Origin of the sequence: Corallococcus sp. BB11-1, assembly GCF_026626625.1 — a bacterium.
Taxonomy (GTDB): domain Bacteria; phylum Myxococcota; class Myxococcia; order Myxococcales; family Myxococcaceae; genus Corallococcus; species Corallococcus soli.
In genome coordinates this window covers 122,642-145,197 of the sequence record NZ_JAPNJY010000001.1, presented here as the reverse complement: position 1 = coordinate 145,197, position 22,556 = coordinate 122,642, and the positions used below count along the sequence as shown (strand labels likewise).

At 70.5% G+C, this 22,556-nt stretch carries 19 protein-coding genes; 2 read left to right on the top strand and 17 right to left on the bottom strand.

Annotated elements, in window-relative coordinates; genetic code table 11:
- Positions 1-48 precede the first annotated feature (48 nt).
- From OV207_RS00560 to OV207_RS00540, 5 genes are all read right to left on the bottom strand, one after another.
- Positions 49-1,875 (bottom strand): alkaline phosphatase D family protein, encoded by a 1,827-nt coding sequence (locus tag OV207_RS00560; RefSeq protein ID WP_267551624.1) that lies wholly within the window; start codon positions 1,873-1,875, stop codon positions 49-51.
- Positions 1,876-1,994: 119 nt separating this feature from the next.
- Positions 1,995-2,420 (bottom strand): VOC family protein, encoded by a 426-nt coding sequence (locus OV207_RS00555; RefSeq protein ID WP_267551622.1) that lies wholly within the window; start codon positions 2,418-2,420, stop codon positions 1,995-1,997.
- A gap of 13 nt (positions 2,421-2,433) precedes the next feature.
- Entirely contained in the window at positions 2,434-3,342 is a 909-nt protein-coding gene (locus OV207_RS00550; RefSeq protein ID WP_267551620.1) for an AraC family transcriptional regulator, read from the bottom strand.
- 29 nt (positions 3,343-3,371) lie between these two features.
- A complete protein-coding gene (locus OV207_RS00545; protein ID WP_267551618.1) occupies positions 3,372-4,388 on the bottom strand; it encodes an alpha/beta fold hydrolase in 1,017 nt (338 codons plus the stop codon).
- An 83-nt stretch (positions 4,389-4,471) separates the two neighbouring features.
- On the bottom strand, positions 4,472-4,909 hold the full coding sequence (locus OV207_RS00540; RefSeq protein ID WP_267551616.1) for an SRPBCC domain-containing protein: 438 nt from the start codon (positions 4,907-4,909) through the stop codon (positions 4,472-4,474).
- A 54-nt stretch (positions 4,910-4,963) separates the two neighbouring features.
- Here OV207_RS00540 and OV207_RS00535 point away from each other — a divergent pair, with 54 nt between their 5' ends.
- Positions 4,964-5,293 carry an ArsR/SmtB family transcription factor gene (locus tag OV207_RS00535; RefSeq protein WP_193429426.1) on the top strand — a complete coding sequence of 110 codons (330 nt, stop codon included), beginning with the start codon at positions 4,964-4,966 and terminating at the stop codon, positions 5,291-5,293.
- Between the two features lie 15 nt (positions 5,294-5,308).
- On the opposite strand, the gene OV207_RS00530 is transcribed toward OV207_RS00535, so the two are convergent.
- The 12 genes from OV207_RS00530 to OV207_RS00475 all read right to left on the bottom strand — a co-directional run bounded on the left by OV207_RS00530 (position 5,309) and on the right by OV207_RS00475 (position 20,116).
- Complete coding sequence (locus OV207_RS00530) at positions 5,309-6,031, bottom strand: immunity 52 family protein (protein WP_267551614.1); 723 nt, start codon at positions 6,029-6,031, stop codon at positions 5,309-5,311.
- Between the two features lie 11 nt (positions 6,032-6,042).
- The gene (locus tag OV207_RS00525) at positions 6,043-7,413 is read right to left on the bottom strand and encodes a Tox-REase-5 domain-containing protein (RefSeq protein WP_267551612.1); all 1,371 of its coding nucleotides are present in this window, start codon (positions 7,411-7,413) and stop codon (positions 6,043-6,045) included.
- 207 nt (positions 7,414-7,620) lie between these two features.
- Positions 7,621-9,237 carry a cytochrome c family protein gene (locus OV207_RS00520; protein WP_267551610.1) on the bottom strand — a complete coding sequence of 539 codons (1,617 nt, stop codon included), beginning with the start codon at positions 9,235-9,237 and terminating at the stop codon, positions 7,621-7,623.
- Positions 9,238-9,248: 11 nt separating this feature from the next.
- Positions 9,249-10,976: a hypothetical protein gene (locus OV207_RS00515; protein ID WP_267551609.1), complete on the bottom strand. Its 1,728-nt coding sequence runs from the start codon at positions 10,974-10,976 to the stop codon at positions 9,249-9,251.
- Between the two features lie 205 nt (positions 10,977-11,181).
- Positions 11,182-12,459: an MFS transporter gene (locus OV207_RS00510; protein WP_267551607.1), complete on the bottom strand. Its 1,278-nt coding sequence runs from the start codon at positions 12,457-12,459 to the stop codon at positions 11,182-11,184.
- A 230-nt stretch (positions 12,460-12,689) separates the two neighbouring features.
- Positions 12,690-14,252: a CapA family protein gene (locus OV207_RS00505; protein ID WP_420715165.1), complete on the bottom strand. Its 1,563-nt coding sequence runs from the start codon at positions 14,250-14,252 to the stop codon at positions 12,690-12,692.
- Between the two features lie 700 nt (positions 14,253-14,952).
- Positions 14,953-15,459 (bottom strand): DoxX family protein, encoded by a 507-nt coding sequence (locus OV207_RS00500; RefSeq protein ID WP_193429433.1) that lies wholly within the window; start codon positions 15,457-15,459, stop codon positions 14,953-14,955.
- A gap of 115 nt (positions 15,460-15,574) precedes the next feature.
- Positions 15,575-16,357, bottom strand: a complete 783-nt coding sequence (locus tag OV207_RS00495; RefSeq protein ID WP_267551603.1) for a tRNA1(Val) (adenine(37)-N6)-methyltransferase — start codon at positions 16,355-16,357, stop codon at positions 15,575-15,577.
- 1 nt (position 16,358) lies between these two features.
- A complete protein-coding gene (gene gshB / locus OV207_RS00490) occupies positions 16,359-17,312 on the bottom strand; it encodes a glutathione synthase (protein ID WP_193429435.1) in 954 nt (317 codons plus the stop codon).
- Positions 17,313-17,444: 132 nt separating this feature from the next.
- Positions 17,445-19,109, bottom strand: coding sequence for a serine/threonine-protein kinase (locus OV207_RS00485; RefSeq protein WP_267551601.1), 1,665 nt, complete (start codon positions 19,107-19,109; stop codon positions 17,445-17,447).
- A gap of 382 nt (positions 19,110-19,491) precedes the next feature.
- On the bottom strand, positions 19,492-19,818 hold the full coding sequence (locus OV207_RS00480) for a hypothetical protein (RefSeq protein WP_227027848.1): 327 nt from the start codon (positions 19,816-19,818) through the stop codon (positions 19,492-19,494).
- Between the two features lie 7 nt (positions 19,819-19,825).
- Entirely contained in the window at positions 19,826-20,116 is a 291-nt protein-coding gene (locus tag OV207_RS00475) for a hypothetical protein (RefSeq protein ID WP_193429437.1), read from the bottom strand.
- Positions 20,117-20,304: 188 nt separating this feature from the next.
- On the opposite strand from OV207_RS00475, the gene OV207_RS00470 reads away from it, so the two are divergent.
- The gene (locus tag OV207_RS00470) at positions 20,305-22,482 is read left to right on the top strand and encodes a tenascin-X (protein WP_267551597.1); all 2,178 of its coding nucleotides are present in this window, start codon (positions 20,305-20,307) and stop codon (positions 22,480-22,482) included.
- Positions 22,483-22,556: the final 74 nt, after the last annotated feature.

Genomic DNA, 22,556 nt, shown 5'->3' with positions numbered 1-22,556 from the left:
AGCCCATCGACCGGTAGAGCATCACCGGGCTGCCATGAAGGTCTCCGCTCATCCCCGGACAGGGAAGGGCGGCGGCTCCACCACCACTTCCATCGGCAGGTGCTGCTTCTCCGCGATCCACCGCACCCACAGCTTCGGCCGGGCCGTCAGGCCATCCCGATGCTTGGGGCGCTCCAACCGGATGGACAGCCAGTTGCGGTCCCTCAAATACAGTTCCTTGCCCACCGGCAGCAACTCCGTCTGGAGAAACCCTGGCAGGTCCTCGCGAGAGTCCTTCGACATCGCGAGCATCCCCTTGAAGGCCAACCAGCACGGCGGCGGGTGGACGATGGGCGAGGACGTCACCTGTTCAATGAACACCTCCCCCACCGTGCCCAGCGCGGGCACCAGGTGGTCCGGGTTGCGGGAGCGCACCCGGGCCCTGGCCCCGACGTGCACGTCTCCGGACAACACCGTCACCGCGCAGTAGGACCGCTTCGACAGGGAGAACAGGTTCATCAACAGCCGCGTGCGCTCGCCGCGGTGCACCGCGGACTCCCACTGGTCCAGCAGGTCGTCGCGCAGTTGGATGCCCCCCGTCATGTCCTCCATCGCCGGCCCGAAGCGCAGGTGCACGAGCGGCACCGAGGACACCACCAGCACGTGCCGCGCCTTCTTCCCGTTCTCCGGTCGCAGGCGGTGCTCCTCGCGCCAGGCGTCGAACGCGTCCCACTGCGCCCGGCTCATCACCGTGAACTCGGACTGCGGATGGGCGTCGTCCGTGTCCAGCACCCGGCTGGTCCGCCCGCTGCGCAGGTCCAGCAGCACCACGTCCAGGTCGCAGTCCTCCGTGGAGAAGCAGAACGTCCGGAAGTAGTGCCGGGTCTCGCGCGGGTCCTCGTCCCGGACCTCCCGCCGCACGGGCTGGATCAACCCCTGGTCATCCGGTTCGCGCGCCGTCTCCGGCCGCTCCAGCGTGCCGTGCTGGAAGGCCTCGAAGGCCCGCGCCGCCGCGCTGTAGATGGCCCGATACCAGGGGGACCGCTGGAGCTCTTCGTGCGAACCCCAGCCGTCGAAGATGTCGTGGTCGTCCCAAGTGAAGAGGCCGGGCACCCGCTGGAGCAGCGCCGCGATGCCCTCCGGCCCACTCCAGCGCTCCCGGTACAGCCAGACGTATTCAGCGAGCAGGGCCTCCCGCAGCCCGTCCGGCACGGCCCGCGTCAGCCGCTTGGACCGGGGCAGCTTCATGTGCCCGTTGAGCACCTCCATCGTGTTGTGGAGCGAGTCCGCGTAGAGCTGGTCTCCGCCGCCAATGAGCAGCTGGAAGCCCGGCGTCTTCGCGGGGTCCGTCGGCTCCTTCTGATGGTGTTGCAGCATCCGCTCCCAGAGCGCGTACGGCTCCGCGAGGTCGCTCCAATCACTCGCGCGGCTGGCGCCGTTGCAGGAGAAGAACGCGATGTTGGGCGACACGCCCCGCTGGGGAACGACGACGTCGGACACGACGAGCGGCGTGGGAGGACCTGCCGGAGACGCGGCGCGGCCGCTGCGCGGCGGAGGAGGCTCGAACGTCACCGGCACGCCGGGCAGGCCCAGCGCTTCGAAGTGGTAGGACAGCCGCTGGGCCACGTCCTTGCGCGGCAGGACGACCTCCCAGCGCCACACCACGCCCGCGGTGTCCTTCGGCAGGCGGGTGAAGTCCGCCGCGGGCTTCACGTCGTCGAACGTCGCGACCGTCACGCCCCGCGCGTCCGTGAAACACAGCCTCGGGGCCGGGCACGCATCCACCGACGGACTGTCCAGGAACACGTTGACGTAGAAGCTCCACACGTCGTGGGACTTCGGGTCGGGTGTGGACTGGGCCTTCGCGTACAGGATGGGTCCGAGCAGCAGCTTCATCACGTCACCCTGGGGTTTCCACGGCCGGAGCCGGCCAGCCCGGGAAGCGTTGCACGGACGTCCTCCCCCGTCGATGCGGGGATGGGGCCTGCCCGCCTCCCGGTGCGGCCGTCGGCCTCTCAGCCCTTCGGCGGCGGCGCGGCGAGCGGCTGGTAGGTGCCGAAGCTCCAGATGTTCCCCTCGGGGTCGAGCGCGCTGAAGTCCCGCGAGCCGTACTCGGTGTCGTGGAGGTCCATGAGGATGCTGGCGCCCGCGGCCTTCGCTCGCGCGCAGAGCGCATCCGGGTCGGTGACGACGACGTAGATGCCCTGGTTCTTCGCGGGCACCTGCTTCGACGTCGCCATCTTCATCCGGTTCGCGGTGTCCGCGCCGCCGAACATGACGAGCCCGTGGCCCAGCGTCAGCTCGACGTGGGCCAGGGCGCCGGCGGGGGAGCGGTAGACCGCGCGCTCCTCGAAGCCGAACGCCTGCTTCAGGAAGCGCAGGGCGGCCTCCGGGTCTTCGTAGCGGAGGAAGGGATACAGGCTGGGCAGGGACGTGGACATGGTGGGCTTCCTTTCACCGTGCATCCTGCCCATCCGCCCAGGCCGGTTCTTGTACGGATTTCACCTGCGCCCCTGCTTCGAAGCCGCCCGCGTCCGGCAGCGAACGGCGCAGCAGGGCGGAGGGGGGCCCGCCGGTGAACTGGCGGAAGTCCCGGCTCAGGTGGGCCTGGTCGAAGTAGCCCAGCTCCACCGCCAGCTCCGCCCAACGCACCGGCCCGCCAGCCTTCAGCCGCTCCACCGCGCGGTCGAAGCGCAGCAGGCGCGCCAGCCGGCGGGGTGGCAGGCCGACCTGTTCATGGAACTGGTGGATGAGGTGCTTGTGGCTGCGGCCCAGCCCTTGCGCCAGCGTGGCGATGTCCAGGTTGCCGCCCGCGTGGAGGATGCGCTCCACGGCCCAGCGCACGCCGGCCTCCACCTCCGGGCCCCGCTCCACCCGCCGCGTCAGGAACGCGTCCACGAGCGCGAAGCGGGCCCCCCAGCCGGGCGCTTCCGCGAGCTGCTCCACCAGGCGCCGCGCGTCCAGGCCCCACAGGTCCTCCAGGCCCACCACGCGGTGCGACAGCTCATGCATGGGCAGGCCGAAGACGCGCCGGGCCCCCAGGGGCGTCAGGTTCACCTGGACCCCGTGGGACACGCCGCCGTGTTCGGTGGTGCTCCAGCGCTCGTCCAGGCCGGCGGTGAAGCCGGAGCGGTGCCGCGTCACCCGTCCCGCGTCGTCCAGGTGCTTCAGGAGCGGGCCGAACTCCAGGATGAGCACCACCTGGACGCCGGGCAGCTCCTGCCGGCGCATGGGCGCGGCCGTGGCCTCGCGGAAGCCGCAGTAGTCCCGAACGAGGGTGGCCAGGTGCGCGGGCGGCGTGGCGAGGGCCATCTCCCAGCCACCCCGCTCCGACGCGTGGCGCACCACGCGGATGGAGTGCATGCGCCTGGATCTCTACGCGGAAGGGGCGGCTACTTCGAGCCCTTGCGCAGGAAATCGAGCAGGGCCGCGTGCCATTTGTCGGGTGCCTCGAAGTGGGGAATGTGGCCCACGCCGGGCAGCTCCACCAGCGTGGCGCCGGGGATGGCGGCGGCGGTCTTCTTTCCCAGCGCGGGGTACTGGCCCAGCTTGGGGAGGAGCGCGGGCGGCACGCTGCCCTTGCCCACGACGGTGCGGTCCTCCTGCCCGATGACGACCAGCGTGGGCGCGCGCACGAGGGGGAACTCGTGCACCACGGGCTGCTCGTAGATCATCGTCTGCGTGGCGGCGGAGACCCAGGCCATGCGCGGGTACTCGCCGCTGAGCGTCTGGCGGTAGAGGACCTGGACGTACTCGTCGTACTCGGGCTTCCACTTCACGTAGTAGGTGCGCTGGTACTTGCGCAGGCCTTCTTCCGTGGCCTGGAGGTTCTCGCGGTAGAGGTCCTCGGTGGACTTCCAGGGGACGCTCTCCCGGTAGTCCTCCAGCCCGATGGGGTTCTCCAGCACGAGCTGGGACGTGGTCTCCGGGTACATCAGCGCGAAGCGGGTGGCGAGCATGCCGCCCATGGAGTGGCCGACGATGACGGCCTGCTTCACGCCCTCGGTGTCGAGCACCTTCTTCGTCAGCGACGCGAGCGTGTGGAAGCTGTACGCGATGGCCGGCTTGGACGACTTGCCGAAGCCCACCTGATCCGGCGCGATGACCCGGAAGCCCGCGCCGGTGAGAGCGCGAAGGGTGTCCTTCCAGTACGCGCCGAAGAAGTTCTTGCCGTGCAGCAGGACGACGGTGCGCCCGTTGGCGTTGGCCGTGGGCTTCACGTCCATGTACGCCATGCGCAGGTCCTGGCCCTCCAGCGTGACGGGCAGGAACTGCACGGGGGCGGGGTAGGGGTAGCCCTCCATGCCCAGGCCCAGCGCTTCCGGCGCGCGGCGCGGCTCCTGCGCGTTGGCGGCCGGGGCGGAGAGCAGCAGGGCGGAGAGGAGCAGGGCGGGGACGCGGACGGACATGGGCCTCCTCGGGCACGGTGGGACGCGGGGGAACGGGGGCGGGGAGGGCGCATTCCCGTCCGGTTCCGGCCCGGTCTGATTCCCTACAGCGCCCCGCCCGCCCGCAGGTGGATGCCGTACTCCAGCCAGGCCTTGAGGCAGCACAGCATGTGCATCCAGCCGCCCACGTTGCCGTAGGCCGACTTGAACCCCTGGGCGTCCTGCGTCCAGCCGGACTCGCTGATGCGCACCATCGTGTTCCCGGCGTCGAGCGGCTCGAAGAGCATCCGCACCTGGGTGAGGGAGCCGTCCTCCGTGGGCCACTCGAAGACGATGCGCTGGTCCGGGATGACCTCCCGGACGATGACGTCGTGCTCGCCTGGCACCTCCGCGAAGCGCCACTTCACCGTCGTGCCCTCCGCGAGCGGCGCGCTGGCGTGCTGGACGAAGTAGGCGCTGAGCTGCTTCGGGTTGACCACCGCGTCGAACACCTGCGCGACCGGCTTCTGGATCTTCAGCTGCACCTGGAACTTCGTCTCCATGGGCGCTCCCTCCTGTTTCCTGGCGCGTCCAGAAATAGGTTATAGAATTATAACATGTCAAGCAGCACCCGGGACGACCTCCTCTTCAAGGCGCTGGCGGACTCACGGAGGCGGGCCATCCTGGACCTGCTGAAGGACGCGCCCCGGACGACGGGGGAGCTGTGCGAGCACTTCGAGGGCACCCTGGACCGCTGCACGGTGATGCAGCACATCGGGGTGCTGGAGCGGGCGGAGCTGGTCCTCTCCCGTCGCGAGGGCCGCACGCGGTGGAACTACCTCAACGCGGCGCCCTTCCTGGAGATCCAGGAGCGGTGGATCTCCTCCTACGCCACGCACGCGGTGGGGCTGCTGTCGAAGCTGAAGCGGGACCTGGAAGGGGAGTGAGGCGGGGGCTTTGGGCTACGTGCCCCAGGGGCGGAGGCGTCGGAGCAGGCCCGCGTCCTGGAGGCGTGCCTGGACGTCGGCGGCGAGGGCCACGTGGTCCGGGTTGGAGACGGTGAATCGCTCGGGCGTGAGGGTGATGATCGTGCCCCGGTCCGACAGATGCTCCACCTGGACGGGGGCAGGGAGCGGAGGCACCGGACCGCGCGAATCGGCGAAGTACATGACCCAGCCGACGAAGGTGCCCGGGAAGGGGAAGCCCTCGGGCACGAGACGCTCCCGATGCTCATGGGAGGTGGCGATACCGAATTCCGGTTCCCATGCGAGCGCCATGGCGCGCACCACGCCGGTCAAGACGGGAGCCGTCAACACCCGCTCCGCGACACTGCCAAGACTGGGAGTGTTGAGGATGCAGACGGAACTCATATGCGTCACGGCACTCCCGCAGTGGCCTTTGACAGCCGAGATTTCATCCTCGTTCTCACCTGCCCAGAGCCAGAAGCTGAACGTATCGCCGAACCGATGGGCTTTGCTGCCCAGGAGCTTCTTGAGCGTAGCGGCGTCCGGCTGCACCTGACGTTTGCGAGCCTTCTCAAATGTCGCCGCCGTTTGATGCCAGCGATTCCACGTGGGCTCCAAGGGGCCCATGTGACGGAAGAGGGCTTCCATCCGCTGCGCGCAGGCATCGACCGGCTCCTGGCGGGCCAACCAGTAGCAGCCCGTGTAGTACGTCTCACTCATGATTCCAGAACTCAGCGGGCAGGAGGAACATGCACGACTTCAATATTGTCGAACTCATAATCAGTGAAGGTTTTTCGGAGGATATCGGCGAATCGCTTCTCCGCGACAATCCAGCGAATGCGCCTGCCCCTCGCCAGTTTGAACTGATTGCGAGCCTGTTCAACCACTCCAGTGAGGCCCTGGAAGAACTCCTTCATCTCCGTGTCGCTCTTGATGAACGCCTCATAGCCCGGCCCCTTGGCTTCCAGCAGCATGTCCTCCTTCGCATTGAAGCCGTCGAAGTCCACCTTCATGTCCCCGTCCTGCATCCGGTACGCGGAGCCCTCCGGCGCTCCCGTTACCTGCGCCTGATACGCCCGGGCGCGGTCGGACATCGACTCGTTCACCTGCACCCACTTGCCCGGCCCTCCCGAGGGCAACCCACCTGGAGCGCCTCCGCTGGGAGGCCCCATCGCCGCCATCGACACCGCCGTGGGCACGAGCGTCAGTTCCACCGTGCCGCCCACCACCGCCACCGCGCTCACCCGCTCCACCGCCGCCACGTTGAAGCCCACCCGCGATGCCCCCAGCATCGCGGCATCCGTGAAGCCAGGCAGCAACGTCAGCGCCGACGTCATCCCCACCGTCACGCCGTGACTCACCAGCACCGTCACCGCGAGCACGAAGAGCCGCGCCACCTCCGGCCCCAACGTCCGGCCGAACGTCTCTCCCGCTTCCTCCAGTTCCTGGAACGTCATGGCCCGGTCCGTCGCGGTCTTCAGCGCCCCGCACGCCCGCACCACGGCGAGGAACGACTCGATTCCCAGGTACGCCAGCACCACGGCGGCCAGCACCGCCGCGGCCTTGGTGAACACAGGGTCCGGCGCCGCGGCCAGCACCACCCATGACGTCAGCGCCCCCACCACCACGGAGACGAAGAACGCCGGGTCGAGCGTTTCATCCACCGCGTCCGCGAGGCTTTCGCGCAGCGGATCCAGCGACATGCCCACGGCGAACGTCAGCCGGTCCATCGCGCTGAAGCCCATTCCCTGCTCCAGCAGGGACAGGCAATCCACGGGAGCTTCATGCGCCCGGCACCACTTCCCGTACCGGTCGCGCAGCAGGAACCCGAGCCCCTCGTCCATGAGCGCGCCATCGCCCGTCCTCGCGCGCACCACGCGTCCCAGCCGCGAAGGCCGGACCGTCAGCGGCACATCCAGCACCAGTTGGGCCAATGCCTCCTTGAAGGCTCCCTCCTGGATGGGGATGCGCTGAGCCGAGGTGCGAGGCGTATACGTCCGCACCTGGCCATCGCCCGTGCGCAAGCGCACCGTGGGGCCACTGGCGCAGCCCGTGACGAGCACGAGCACCAACATCCACACCCCAGACCTGCGCACATCCATGGCGCTGCTCCTCCCGCGAAGCGGCACCAGGGTATTCGGTCTGGATTCAATTCCTCACAACGGACTCCGGGCCTGGTGCTGACGGAGGGCAGGGGCCCCCTCCCCATCAGACTTCGACGAACCGTGCGCCCGTGACCCCTCCTTCTCCAACTGCTGCATCCGGAAGGCGCTGGAGCCGTGGCCCCAGCGCCTCCCGGAACCCGCTTCCTACTGGAGGATGCGGCGCATCCTGGGCGGATGCAGTTGTCCCGCCTTGACGGCCGGTGTCACCCGCTTCGACTTGAGGGCCGCCTTGTTGGCGGCAGGCAGGCCCTGCGCCAGTCCGAAGATGAAGCTGAAGTCGGACGCAATGCCAGACGGACCCTGGATGGTGGCGCTCGCGTGGCAGACGATGCAGTTGCTCGCCCGGGGCCCCTGGCCGAAGTCCGCCGTCTGCTGGATGTAGGTCTCCATCGTCGTGTTCGCGATGGGAACGCTCCCGGACGGCGTCGGTGAGGCGAAGGGCAGGGGTGCCTTCACCGGCCGCGTGGGGCTGGCGCTGGCTCCGGTGGACCACAGCATGTTCACCAACAGGTAGTTCTCCCAGACGGAGCCGGGATAGGCCTGTCGCAGGTGCTGCTGGACCGTCGCCGTCACCTGGGCGGCCGTCGCGTCAATGGGCGTCAACCGCGTCACCTGCACCGCGGACGGCGCCGGACACCCGTTGCCAATGTAATACGGCGGCGGTGTGTTGGGCGTGCAGCCCACCGTCACCTGCGTGGCCCCGCCATCCGCCGAACAGTGCGCCGGCACCGACAGCGTGCGCGGCTGGCATTGCGCGTCGTAGAAGTTCCACGCCGTGGTGCCCGCATCCGCGCCGTGGTCGGGCGCGTTGTCCACGTGCTCGAAGGTGGACCACACCAGCGTGGGCTGGCTCTGCGTCGCGTGGATGATGTGCAACCCCACCAACGCCACCGTCGCCGCGCGGCACTTCTGCGTGGTGGGGTCCACCACCACCGCGGGCGCCAGCTTGTAGCGGTTCCACCGGGAGTCCGTCGGCGAGGAGACCTCCATCCACGCCGACTTCGTCTCGATGGCGCCCACGCTGTTCGGCTGGAACGAACCCTGGGGCAGCACCAGCGCCACCCCCGCGTCCGCCTGCGCCATCTGGTTGGACGCGTTGTAGAGCCCCGCGTCCACCACGTAGTCGAACTCCGGCTGGTTGATGCGCACGTCGTACCAGACGTTCGTGCCGTTCTGGGCCCCCAGCCACGCGGGCCCGGTGAAGGGGAACGCCTGCGCGCTGCTGGTCGGGTCGAACTGCTCCGCGAACTTCGACGCCACCGTCAGCGCCAGCAGCCCCTTCGCCTCCACCGCCGTCAGGCCCGCCTCCGCCAGACAGGCCGGGTCCACCTTCTGCGCCGTGCCCCACGCGGGCGGCGGGCCGCCGTCCGGCAGGAACACCTGCGCCACGTCCATCCACGTCTGCCATTGCACCGCGCCCAGGTCCCCGGGCGTGCCGAAGCCGGCGTCCGTCCCCCCATCCATGGAGGCGGAGGGCCAGTTCAACGCGATGAACTGCTGCCAGGCGAAGCAGTCCGCGTCCACCTGGCTGGCCACCTGGCTGAAGTCAGGCGGGATGTCCGGCCCGAACTGGAGGGTCTGCGTGTTGCCACACGGAAAACTCGAAGGCGTGGCGGCCTTCCGCGCTTCGGTGAGCACCGGAGGGGCCGTCTCCGCCCGCGGGGGATTGGCTTCCGCGGAGGAAGCCCCCGTGAGGCAGCCCGCCGTCAAAGACAGCAGCGCCACCAGCGACAGCGCCGGGAGGTGTCTGGGAGGGGTCATGGAGGCGGAGCTCAGGCCGACACGACGTGGATCGCGGCGGGGAAGCCCACGGACTGGGACTGACCGGGGTTCGTGACCCACAGGCTCCTGGGACCGGGGGCCGCGGTGGCGGACACGTTGATGCTCACCAGGAGCGCGGCGACCGGCGCGGGATAGGTATTGCCCGGCACCGCGTACGTCACGTCCGCCCGGCTCTGCACCGTCGCGGTGATGCCGTCCCCGAAGGACACCGTGGGGAAGCCGCCGCTGGACGACAGCGTGTCGGCGGTGATGACCAGGGAGACGTGGGTCTGCCCCGGCTTCACCCTGGGCGCGATGAGCGTGCTGTTGCTGGCCAGGTTCATGGGGACGCCCATCACGTTGGGCACGTTCGTCTGCACCAGCGCCTGGAACACGGCGGCGTGGAAGATCTGCAGCGGCTGGGCGAACTGGGTCGGCGGCGTGGCCACGCAGGACTGCACCGGGGCCGTGTCCGTCTGCTTCAGGCCCGCGCCGGTGATCTGCATGAGGAACGTCTGCGCCACCTGGGAGGCCCACTGGATCTTCTGGCCGTTGATGGTGAGGTCCGACACCGTGTACGGCTTGGACGCGGGCACCTGGAAGGTGGCGTGCAAGATGTAGTTGCCGGGCAGCTTGCGGCCCTGCTCGTCCTTCAGCTCCGGCGTGCCTCGCACGACGGTCCAGAACTCCGACACGGGGGTCTTGTCCGGCGACTGGTAGTTGAAGGACGCGAAGTCCGGCATCTGGATGTAGAGGCCCGGCGGGTTCGCCAGCGTGGCCTTCATCGACGCCTGCGCGGGGTTGGGCGGCGCGACCAGCTGGTTCACGCTCTGCCCGATGTGCGGGTCGCTGTTGCGCGCGGGCTGGCCGTACTGGGCGCAGCAGATGAGCGACTGCGCGTTGCCGTTGCCCCCGGGGCGCGGCACCGTCGCGGCGGAGGCCAGGCCAATCTCCGTCTGGAGCGTGTTGGGCGTGCTCGTCAGGTGCATCGCGCCGCCCTGCGTGGCGGTGGAGACCGGGCCGCTGTTCCACTTGTTCAGCGGGTTGTACGCGGGCCGCCCGGTGGAGGGATCCACGATGGGCGTCTTGCGCACCGGGTCGTTCAGGTACAGGTCCGCCAGTTGGATCTGCGGCTTGCCCAGCGTGCTCCGGTACAGCTCCAGGACCTTCTCCGGGCTCACCGCCCAGAGCGAGTTCCAGTACTCCGGGTTCTCGCAGGTGAAGTCGATGCGGACGATGTCGCCGTTCGCGTTGCGCTCCACGCTCCACTCGCAGTACTCGTCCTGCCAGCCGCGCGGCCCGAAGGGCCCGTAGTTCGACACGGCGCCCGAGCAGGGATTGGTGATCTGCGGCAGTTCGGAGAAGGGCTTGCCGCTGGCCGTGCTGCCCGTGTCCGCCAGCGCCTGAAGGTCGTTCAGGGGCAGCACCAGGTTCTGGCTGTTCGTGCCCCCGCCACCGCCGTAGTAGTACTCCAGGCGCCCGGGGAACGCGTTCCACTGGATGGGCTGGTACACCACGTTCGTGGGGTCCGTCGTCACCGGGTTGAAGTACCAGGTGTTGTTCGCCGCGTTCATGCTGTTCCACGGGTTGCCGGTGATGCCCTGCTGCGTGAAGCCCGTGAGGTTGAACGTCCAGGCCTCGTTCAATTGCTTCTGGAGCGTGGGGTCGTTCGGGAAGTCCACCTGGTTCGCGGGCGTGAGGAAACGCTGGACCAGGTCAGCGGTCTGGGACGACAGCATGGCGGTGCTCCTTGTGGGGAGGGACAGGCCTCTCGTGGGCGGGGGTGCCCGCCGAGAGTTCAATGCGGGCGCCATCCAGACAGACGCCGAGCCTCCTGGGCAACGCCCCGCGGTGCGTAAGGGATTACCGAGCCCGGGTCGAAAGGGATTGCATCCTCGGGGGGACGCCCTTTGCGCCCCACGGGGGAGGCGATGTCCTGCCGCGTCAGTGCGAGCTGTCTGAGAAAGGCTGCACTTCGGACGGGGCTTCAGCGACGTTCTCGAAGCGGGTCGGGCGCAGCATGCGCAGGGTCAGCACCAGGGCCAGGAAGATGGCGCTGGTGCTGAGCGCCACGAAGCGCAGGCCCACGCGGTCCGCCAGCGCTCCCTGAAACCAGACACCCAGCGAATAGCCCGCGCCCAACACCATGCTGTAGAGGCTGCCCATGCGCGCCTGCAACTGGCGCGGCACGCGGTTCTGGCAGGACGCGCTCAGGCTGCTCATCAGCACCAGGTAGTTGGCGCCCAGGAAGAAGATGCACACCGCCGCCACCTGCAGCGTGGGCGCCAGCCAGTAGATGCCGGACAGCGCCGCGATGGACGTGGCCGCGTAGCCGCGCAGCCTGCGCTGACCGAACAGCTCCGCGAGCGTGCCCACGCCCAGCGCCGCCGTCACCGCGCCCGCGCCCTGACAGGTCACCAGCAGCGACGTCGCCGCCGCGCCCTGGCCCAGCTCGCGGATGGCGAACACCGGCACCAGGCCGATGAAGGGCGCCACCAGCGCCGCCACGAAGAAGGTGGCCACCAGCACCAGCGAGATGTCCTCGTCGTCGCGCGCCACGGTGATGCCGCGCCGGATGCCCGCCCAGAGCGGTTCGCGCTTCGCCGTCGCGTCCCGGGGCTGGGGCACCACGCGTGAGAGCGCCACCAGCACCGCGAAGAACGACAGCGTGTTCGCGAGCAGGGCCCACGCGGGCCCGCCCGCCTGCAACACCAGCGCGGCCAGCGTGGGGCCCAGGATGCGGCCCAGGTTGAACTGCGCCGAGTTGAGGCTCGTCGACAGGTGCAGCTCCTCTGGCGGCACCAGCTCCGCCAGGAGCGCGCCGAAGGCCGGGTAGGTGAGCGTGCTCACGCACCCGTTGAGGAAGGAGATGACGCCAATGACAGGCACCGTCAGCTGCCCCCGGAACGCCAGCACCGTCAGCACGCCCGCCAGCGCCGCCTGCAGCACCGCGCCGAAGGCCGCGTAGGCGCGCCGGTCGAAGCGATCCGCCAGCGCTCCGCCCACCGGCGACAGGATGACCGCGGGCAGGAACGACAGCGCGACGATGGCGCCCGTGGACTCGGCGCGGCCGGTCGTCTGCGTGACGTAGACGCCCATCGCCACCGTCTCCATCCAGGTGCCGATGTTGGAGATGAGCGCGCCCATCCACACCGCGAAGTAACCAGGGTGTTCGAAGGGTCGCAGCGAGGCGAGTCTTGGCAGTCGATGGGAGGAGGGCACGGCGTTGTTTCTCTTAGCGCACGACGTGACCGCGCGCCCGGCACGCCGCGGCACGCTTGGGGGCGCAATGAACCAGACGGCGGTCCAGGCAGCAGCCCGGCTTCAAACAGGCGCTCATCGCGTGACAGCGACGCACGCGACACGGCAATCCCGACACGGGCCCGGACGGTTGTGGAACCGGGGGCCCGTGGGTGGGGGTGCGGCGTTGTCGGGAAGGGGAGGGCGGTGCGCTACGGCGCGCTGCCGGCGGCCGTCACGGGGGCCTGGCGCGGGGTGAGGCGGCCGTCGTCGTCGATGCGGGCGCCCGTTTCGGGGAAGTCCTCCGCGGAGAGCTTGCGCACGAGCGAGACGACGTTGCCGGCGGGATCCGACTGGGCGATGCCCTGGCCCACCTGCTTCGTGGGGAGGATGCGGCCGTTGGAGAAGCGGCCCAGGCCGTCCAGCTCCACCTCCAGCACCATGCCCAGGCCCTGCGGACCCTTGAGGTTGAAGCGGCCGTAGGTGGCGAAGTTGCCCATGGAGTAGGCGATGAGGCGGCCCTGGTAGAACTCCATGGCGCGCGCGACGTGCGGTCCATGGCCGAGCACCAGGTGCGCGCCCGCGTCCACCACCGCGTGGGTGAAGACGCGCAGGTCGCCGCGGTCCTCGCCGAAGAACATCTCCCGGCCCTCCGGCACGTGCAGGGCCTTGCCGCCCTCCGCGCCGCCGTGGAAGGAGACGACGACGATGTCGTGCGAGGCGGCCACCTGCTTCACCAGCGCCGTGGCGTTGGGCAGGTTGTTCAGGTGGTTGCATCCGGGCGACGTGTGGAAGGCCACGAGCCCAATCTTCAGGCCGTTGCGCTCCACCGTGGCCACGCTGCCCGGAGGCCCGCTCCAGGCGATGCCCAGCGCGTCCAGGGTGGACTCGGTGGCGCGGCGGCACTCCTCGCCAAAGTCACCGGAGTGGTTGTTCGCGGTGGAGACGACGTCCACGCCCGCGTCCTTGATGTCCTGGCCGTAGGAGGTGGGGGAGCGGAAGGCATAGCAGTTGGCGGGGGAGCGGCACTTGGTGGTGCGGCCGGTGTCGCACAGCGGGCCCTCCAGGTTGACGAAGGTGAGGTCCGCGTCCTCCAGCAGGGGGCGCACGCCGGCGATGACGCTGGCGCCGCCTTCGGGGGGCAGGTGGCCCTCCGGCACGGTGGTGCCGAGCATCAGGTCGCCGGTGGCGCGGATGCGCACCTTCGCGCCCGGGGGAGGCGGAGGCCGGGGCGTGCCGTCCACGGGCTGCGCCAGCCGGGCCTGGAGCGCGGCCTGGCTGCGGGCCTGGGTGAGCGCGCCCTCCAGGTCGGGCTGGTCCGGGTTGAGCGCGCGCACCTGCGTCCACTGCGTGAGCGTTTCGGACCAGCGGTTATCGAGGGAGTAGGCCCAGCCCAGCTCCCAGCGGCAGTCGGCGCGGGACGGCGCACCCTGGACGCACGCGGACAGCTCCGCGATGGCGGTGCGGGGGTCCTTCGCCTTGAGGGCTTCCACACCCCGCGCGTAGTGCTCGGCCGGGTCGCCCACGGCGATGAGGCCCGGCGCGGTGCCGGACCTGTCCTGCATGGCGACGGCGGCGGCGCGCAGGGCCGCGACGCTGACGTCCACGGCGACGCGGCCTGCCTCGGAGAGGCTGGCGGACGGCGTCGCGGGCTGCGCTGGCGCGGTGGTCGGGGTCTCGGCGCCCGTCCCCGTCCCCGTCGCGGGCGAGGTGTTCGACGGCGCCCCCGGGATCGGGGTCGAGGCAGGGGCTGCCGCTGCCATGCCGGCGGGCATCCGCACCGCGACGGCGGTGGCCTGGGTGTCGGGGACCCTGGCGTTCGCGAAGGTCACACCCGAGGAGGCCACGCGGGGCTCGAAGCCCCCAACCCGCACGGCGCTTCCGTTGCCATGCGGTGGCAGGATCGCCGTGAGCACCGGTGAGGGGTTCTGCGCGGCGGCCCTCACGGAGGCGAGGCCCGCGTTCGCGAGGGATGCCGAGCCCATCCCGGCACTGCCCTGGCCATTCGCCGCGGCCCTCACGGAGGCAAGGCCCGCGTTCGTCAGCCGTGCCGAGCCCATCCCGGCCGTGGGCTGACCGTTCGCCGCGGCCTTCACGGAGGCAAGGCCCGCAGCGCTGAGTTGAGCGGTGCCTGCCCCGGCCGTGCCCGGACTGGCGGACGCCCTCATCACCGCCATCACCCCGGCCGCGCCGAGGCGCTCGGCTCCTGCGTCCCGGATGACGGAGCGCACGGAGGCCGTGCCAGCGTCGAGGAGGAGCGCGGTGCTGGGGCGCTCGGCTGTGGAGAAGTTGGGGACGGACGCGGCGGGCGCGGCGAGCGCCAGCATCAACAGGACGGACGGGGCCATGGCCCGCGCATCTTACGGGAAGGCGGAGGGACGAGGGCGACACCGCTCAAGCCGGCTCGATAGCAGCCGGGCAGGCGACACCCCCACATCCCTCCCGCTCCCGTCCGCGTGTCCCCCCGGACAGTGCCTACCCCAGCGCGTCGAGCAGCACCGAGCCCCGGCGCTGACGCGGCAACAGCCGGAAGTGCCTCAGCTCCCTGCGCTTCACCCGCTGCTCCAGCGCGCTGTGCAGCGACAGCCGCCCCGGCCCGCGCATCAACGTCCCCAGGGCGATGGCGATGAGCGCCACGTTGAACTCGTACCCGCCCTTGGTGATGTCGAAGCCGTTCTTGCCGTGCACCTTCGCGATGGCCACCGCCTGCGTCACGATGATGGAGAGCGCCGTGAACCGCGTCGCGATGCCCAGGATGGAGCTCACCCCCGCCACCAGCTCCGTGATGCCGGTGGCCAGCACCCACGGACGCCCCGGCTTGAACCCGAGCTGCTCGAACATGCCCGCGTGCTGTTCGGTGCCCTCCTTCTTCAGCTTCGCGAGGCCGTGCTGGATCATCGTCGCACCCAATGACAGACGCGGCGGCAGCAACGCGGCCGACTTCAGGAGCGACGGTTGTTCGTTCAGCATCGTCACGTTCATGGGTGCTCTCCTCGTCCGGACGCGAACGCCCGTGGGTGAAGTGCCCATTACGTTGTGACCCGTCCCTCCCTCCGGCCCGGACGCCCGGCGGGCCCCTGGCCCCGCGGGCGGGCGCTCAACCCCCGGCCCGCTCCGCCAGCGGCACGTCCATCAGCGCCGCCACCTCCGGGCCGTAGCCCCCCGGGCCCGCCCCGTGGACGATCAACGGCGGCCTCACCGACAGGCCCCGGTCCTGATCCCGCAGCGCCTGCACCAGGAAGCGCGTCGCCGGGGCCTCCACCCGCGCATGCACCGTGCGCAGCACCCGGGGAAACAGCTTCGCCCGCGCGAGCACCCCCAGCACCTCCGCCAGCCGCGCCGCCGGGTACACCAGGCTCACCGCTCCCCCCGGACGCAGCGCGTGCCGGGCCGCGGCGACCACCGCGTCCGCGTCACACGCCACCTCCGACTTGGACACGGCCCGCTCCTCGTCCGGGCTCACCACGCCCGCCTGGGCCCGGCGGAACGGCGGGTTCGACACCACCTGCGCGTACGCCCCGGAGGCCAGCAGCGTCCGCGCCCGCCGCAGGTCCCCGAGCACCGGCCGCACCCGGCCCTCACACCCGTTGAGCGCCACCGCGCGCGTCAGCCGGGCGTGCACCCCAGGCTGCAGCTCCAGCGCGTCCACCGGGTCCGTGACGCCGAACTGCTTCACCAGCAGCAGCGACACCACGCCACTGCCCGCGCCCAGCTCCAGCACCGGCCCGGGCAGCTCCCGCCCCTCCGTGGCCGCGAAATGCGCCAGCAGCACCGCGTCCAACGTGAAGCGGTAGCCCGACCGACGTTGGAACACCCGCACGTCCGCGGTGCCAATGGCGTCCAGCGTCTCCTCGTCGTCCCGTGGGTCGGGCCCCGTCACGTCAGCGCGCGCCGTGCATCCGCTCGGCCACGTCCAGCACGCGCGCCTCGCAGGAGACCTGGTCCAGGTGGCTGGCCTCCACGAGCCCCGTGGGGCTGGTGACGTTCACCTCCGTGAGGTAGTCGCCCAGCACGTCGATGCCCACCAGGATGAGCCCCTTCTCCTGGAGCGCGGGCTTGAGGCGCTGGCAGATGTGCAGGTCACGCGCGGTGATGTCCGCCTTCATCGCCTTGCCGCCCGCGGCCATGTTGCCCCGGTGGTCCGCGTCCGACGGCACGCGCAGCACCGCGCCCACCGGCTCACCGTCCACCAGGATGATGCGCTTGTCCCCCTGGCGACTCTCCGGCACGTACGTCTGCGCGAGGATGGGCTCCTTCCCGCCCTGCGTCAGCAGCTCCACCATGGAGCGCGCGTTGCGGTCCCCCGGCGCCAGGAAGAGGATGCCCTTGCCCCCGAACCCGTCGATGGGCTTGAGGATGGTGCCCTTCTCGTTCTGGGCCGCGAACTCCATCACCACGGACAGCTCGCTGGTGACGCGCGTCTCCGGCATCAGGTCCGGGAAGTTGAGCGTGAAGAGCTTCTCGTTCGCGTCGCGGATGCCGGACGGATTGTTGATGAACACCGGCATGCGGTCCGGACACAGCTCCACCAGCTGCGTGGCGTGCAGGTAGTTCGCGTCCACCGGCGGGTCCTTGCGCAGGAAGAGCACGTCCAGCTCCGACAGGGGCCGCACCTCCTCGCGCAGCACGTCGAAGTGCCGGCCGGGCTCGCGCCGCACCCGCACCTGGCGCATGCGCGCCTCCGCGCACCGGCCGTTGAAGCGCAGCCACCCCTGCTCGAAGTAGTAGACGTCGTGCCCGCGACGCTGGGCCTCCAGCATCAGCGAGAACGTCGTGTCGTGGTCCACCCGCACGCTCTCGAGCGGGTCCATCAGGAAGCCAAGGGAGAACGCCATGAGGGTCGAGGCTCTTCTTCCAGAAGAAAGGTGGGGGCCGAAAGGATAGCGGACCCCCTCCGCCCGTGCCGCTCATTCCCACCCCTCCCGTCCGCGCCACGACGCAAGCCGGCGGGGCAGGGGAGCGGCGCTTCAGCGTCCGGGCAGCTCCTGCAGCTTGAGGTTCAGGCGCACCGTCTTGCCCGCCTCCACCGGCACCGCGAGCACGCGGCGCTTGTTGTCCGTGCCCACGAGGATCAACTCGTTCGCCCCCGCGGGCAGCGCGCGCTTCAGCAGGGGCGTCTTCCCCAGGGACTTGTTGTTGAGGAACACCTCCGCGGGCTCGTCCAGGAAGAGCGTCACCTCGCCGCGGACGCGCTTGCCCCGGCCACCGCGGGCATCGTCCCGGTCCCGGGTGACGACCTTGTCCCGGTCCTTGTCCCTGTCGTCCGCGTCCGCCACCACGCCCGCGTCCGGCGGAGGGGGCCGGATGGGGATGGCCACCATGGGGCCCACGTCGACGGGCGGGGGAGGGCCACCCTCCTCCAGCAGCTTCGTGACGCGGAAGGCGCCGTAGGCCCCGCCCATGATCAACCCCAGCACCAGCACGGCCCACACGGCGCCCAGCTTCGAGCGCTTCACCGGGGACGCGGTGTCGGCGCTGGACGGCTCCTCCGCCCGCAGCCGCGCGACCTCCGCCTTCTTGCGCGCCTCCACGATGCTCAGCGCGTCCGCCTTGCGCTCCGGCAGGTAGGGGCCGTCGTCCTTCTGGAGCGCCCGCTTCGCCGAAACGATGACCTGGCTGCTCGTCGTCACGTCCGCGCTCTCCAGCAGCGAGCGCGTGGCCGCCATGCGCTCCGCGAAGAGGCTCTTCATCAGGGCCGCGCGCTGCTCGGCGTCCATCAGCTTCGTGCCGGCGGCCTTCTCGATGGCGCGCGCCATGTCCCGGCCGGACGCGTAGCGGCGGTCCACGTTGCGCTCCAGCGCGCGCATCACCACGCGGGAGATGTCCTCGGAGATGTGCGGCAGCAGCACGGAGGGCCACGGGATGGGGTCCTCGAGGATCTTCACCATCTCATCGCGTTCCGTCTTGCCGGCGAACAGCCGCTCGCCGGTGACGAGCTCGTGCAGCACCACGCCCACGGAGAACAGGTCGCTCCTGCCATCCAGCGGATCGCCGCGCACCTGCTCCGGGGACATGTAGCCGGTGGTGCCCTTCACCGTGCCCACGTGGGTGCGCTCCAGGCTGTTCTTCGCCTTGGCGATGCCGAAGTCGAGCAGCTTCACGGTGCCGTCGTACGTCACCATGATGTTCTTCTGCGCCACGTCGCGGTGGATGACGGGGCTGGGCTGGCCCCCGGGCGACGTGAAGGTGTGCGCGTAGTGCAGCGCGAGGCAGACGTCGCGCGCCACCGACAGCGTGAAGCCCAGCGGCACCGGCTGGCGCTTCTTCAGGCACGCGCTCGTGACCTGGTTCAGGTTCTGCCCGCCGATGAACTCCATGGCCAGGTAGAGCCCGTCGTCCTCCTCCCCCAGGTCGAACACCTGCGCGATGTTCGGGTGGTTGAAGGCCGCGGTAATGCGCGCCTCGTCCAGGAACATGCGGACGAACTGCTCGTTCGAGCGCGCGTCCGGGAGGATGCGCTTGATGACCACGTACTTGCGGAAGCCGCCCGGGCCGGACGTGTAGCCCAGGAACAGCTCCGCCATGCCGCCCACGGTCAGCTGCGTGAGCACCTCGTACTTCCCGATGCGCTCGCCCCGATGGAAGTCGATGAGGTCATCCTCCAGCGCCCCGGACCGGCGCGCCCACGTCATGATGAGAAGAAAACGGCCCGCGGACCATAACAGGGCTGTTGCGCCCGGGGACGTTCCGTCCAGGTGGAGACCCACTTGGGGTGGGCCCGCATGCCCCCCAGGTCCCTGTGGATGGCCTGTGGATGGCCGGGGGTGGGCTGTGGACAACCGGCCGGCGAATCCCCGGGCTGTGGATGGCGGGGGGAAACCGGCAACTTGCCCACATGTAGCAGATCGCGGATTCCTTCATGAATCCATGGGGTTGCTGACTTGTCCCCAACTCCGCGCCGCCTACCGCTTCCACCAGTTGATCAACACTACAAATAGACTGGTTAAAGAAGAGGGCGCCTGTGCCTTCGCGTGGGGAACGGGCCACGACAGCACCCGCTACAGGCCGCATCCGCTACAGGATGGTGGCGCGCAGCCGGTCCAGCAGGCCGGGCAGGTCCTGGAGCAGCTGCCGGTCCAGGTCCTCCAGCGCGTCGCGGAACATGACCAGGTCCTCCGGCTCGCGTTCGGCGGACACCATGCGCTGCAGGCCGCGCAGGCGCAGGTTGCGCTGGACCAGGCGGGCCAGGGTGTCCTCCAGCTCGTCGGCGAGCTCGGGGTCCAGGCGCAGCTCCTGCCCCACCAGCTCCCGCAGCTGCTCCACGCGGTAGGTGAACTCCCAGCTCTCCTCGTAGCCCGCGCGCCGGGGCACCGGCTGCCCTTGGGTCCACCGCTCGTTCACGGGGCCTCTAGTGCGGCCGGGGCCGGGTGAGGCCCGTCAGGGAGAGCCGGGTGCGCGTCGGGTCCAGCTCCACGAGCATCCGGCAGTCCGCCACGTCCAGGCGCAGGGTGTAGGGAAGGCAGGGCACGTGGTCAGCATGCTCGCGGCAGGCGTCCGAGCCCATCCGAAACAGCTCCGCCAGCACCGCGCGCCGCACCTCCGGCGACAGCCCGTCCACGGTGGACTGCACGCCCCGGGCGATGAGCACCGTGAACGCCTGCATTCCGGGAGAAACACTGGAGGGGCTGGCCAGGGTCATGCCGTGGACCTTTGCCAGAACCATACCTTGCAACAGGCCTGTGTTTTCAGCGGGTTGCGGTGATTCAAACCCCTTCGGGCTGAAAAAAACTCAGGCCTGGAAGGGGACGATCCTGAAGCCCCGGGGGGTGGGGTGCCGTCGGACATGGGGATGGAGAGGGGTGCTATAGCCCGGGGTCGGGAGGCACGATGACGCGCACGCGGACGGTGGTGAGGTGGGCTCCAACAGGCCTCCTGGGGGCCCTGGCGGCCGTCCTGGCCCTTCTGGGGGCCTGCCGGGACGAACCCCCCCTCACCGGCGCCCGGAGCCTCCTGCGGGTCTCCCAGGAGGTCGTGGCGTTCCAGGCCAGCTACCCCGGGGTGACGCGGGAGGTGGAGCTCCGGGTGGTGAACGCGGGGCGGACGACGCTGGACGTGGAGTGGACGGCGCTGGCGCCCCCCTTCTTCGCGGACAGGCTGCCCACGCGGATGGTGCCGGGGGAGGTGCCGGTGCGGCTGCGCTACCGGCCGGAGGCGACGGGCGCGGCGGAGGCCACGCTGACGGGGCGGGCGCCCGGGGGCGGGGAGGTGCGCGTGGTGCTCCAGGGGCAGGCGAACGCCATCCCCACCTGTCCCACGCCGGTGGCCTGCCACACGGCGACGTTCGACGTGGTGACGGAGGCGTGCGTGGAGGCCCTGCAGCCGGACGGCACGGCGTGCGACCCGGGCAACGCGTGCCTCCAGGACGCCACCTGCGCGGCGGGGCGGTGCCGGGGGACGGAGCGCGTCTGCGACGACGGCGACGCGTGCACCACGGACGTGTGCAACCCGCTGGACGGCTGCGCGTCCGTGCCGGCGCCGCCGTGTCCGGGGGACGGCAGGTGCCAGGTGGGCACGTGCGACCCGAAGGTCGGGTGCGGGCTGGCGAAGGCGCCGGACGGCACCTTCTGCGGCCCGGAGCGCGGCTGTGACGTGGCGGACGTGTGCCTGGACGGGGCGTGTCAGCGGCGCGATCCGCCGGACAACTTCACCTGCGCGCCGGCGAGCCCCTGCCAGGGACCGGGCCGGTGCAAGGGGTCCGTGTGCGAGCGCCCGGCCGCGACGGCGCTGTTCGCGGACTGGACGTACGACGCGGCCTCCAACGGCGAGGCGCTGCACGACCTGCTGGTGGGGCCCACGGGGGACGTGACGCTGGTGGGCTTCTTCATGCCGGCGCTGATGGACGCGGCGGGCCCGGTGCCGGTGCGGGCGAGCGTGGCGGGGCGGCGGTGCATGTTGTGGAACGACCGGCTGCTCTGCATGGACCTGCCGCTCTCCGGGCAGGTGTCGCTGTTGGACCGGGCCACGGGCGCGCCGCGGTGGACGTTCGACCTGGCGACGGCGCGGCCGGACTTCGCGAAGGGGCTGACGACGCTGTTCATGGCGCGGCTGGGGGTGATGCAGCCGGACCGGCTGGCGGCGCTCTTCGAGGCGTATCCGGAGGGCACTGGACGCGACACGTTGTGCCGGCGGTACTTCCTCGTGGTGTTGGATGCCTTTGGCGGGATGGTGTCCGCGCAGGAGGTGAAGGACCCCCTGCTCTCCGAGTGCAACCACCCGCATCCGTACGGCGTGGCGTCGGACGCGGCGGGGGACCTGTACCTGGCCTTCGGGCAGACGCAGAACGTGGGGGCGCCGCTGTATCCGGGGGCGCCCACGCTGCTGATGGCGTTCTCGCAGGACGGGGTGCCGCGCTGGCGCAAGACGGAGGCGTTCAGCGCGGGGGAGCTGGCCATCGTGAACGGGCTGCTGCTCAACGAACGCTCCACGCAGGCGCTGCGCACGCAGGACGGACAGGCGGTGGGCTCCCAGACCTTCCCCAACAAGTTGGGCCGCGTGGTGGCGACCTCCGAGCGCCTCATCCCGTCGCCGTCGCAGGACGACAGCAAGCAGTCCTGGCGGCTGGAGGGGTATGGGTTGCCGGGGCTGGAGCCGGCGTGGACGTACACGTTCCAGGGCTGGCCGGGGCCGGTGGCGCCGGAGCTGAGGCTGGCCAGCTGGACGACGCGGCCGGGCCTGCCGCCGGAGACGGTGGTGCTGGGCACGGGGCTGAATGGGTTCGGGCTGCCCACGATGTTCGCGGTGAGCGCGAAGGACGGCGCGGAGGTGTTCCACTGCCCGGTGTCCAACGCGACGACGCCCGCGCAGTTCCTGGAGCTGGGGCCGGACAGCGTGGTGATGATGGACGGGGCGCAGACGTGCGGTGACTGCGATCCCCCGTTCGCCAACAGCCAGGCGCGCTTCCGGCGCTTCCCCATCCCCGGCCTCAAGCCCGCGGAGGAGCCCTGGCCGGGGACCTTCGGGGGGCCGGGGCATGACCACCACGAGGATCCGGTGCGCGGACGCTGAAGTGGCTACCCCTCCGGGATGAGTGCCTGGCGGGCACCCATGTCGGAAGGGGATGTTATCCCCCGGGTCGTGAT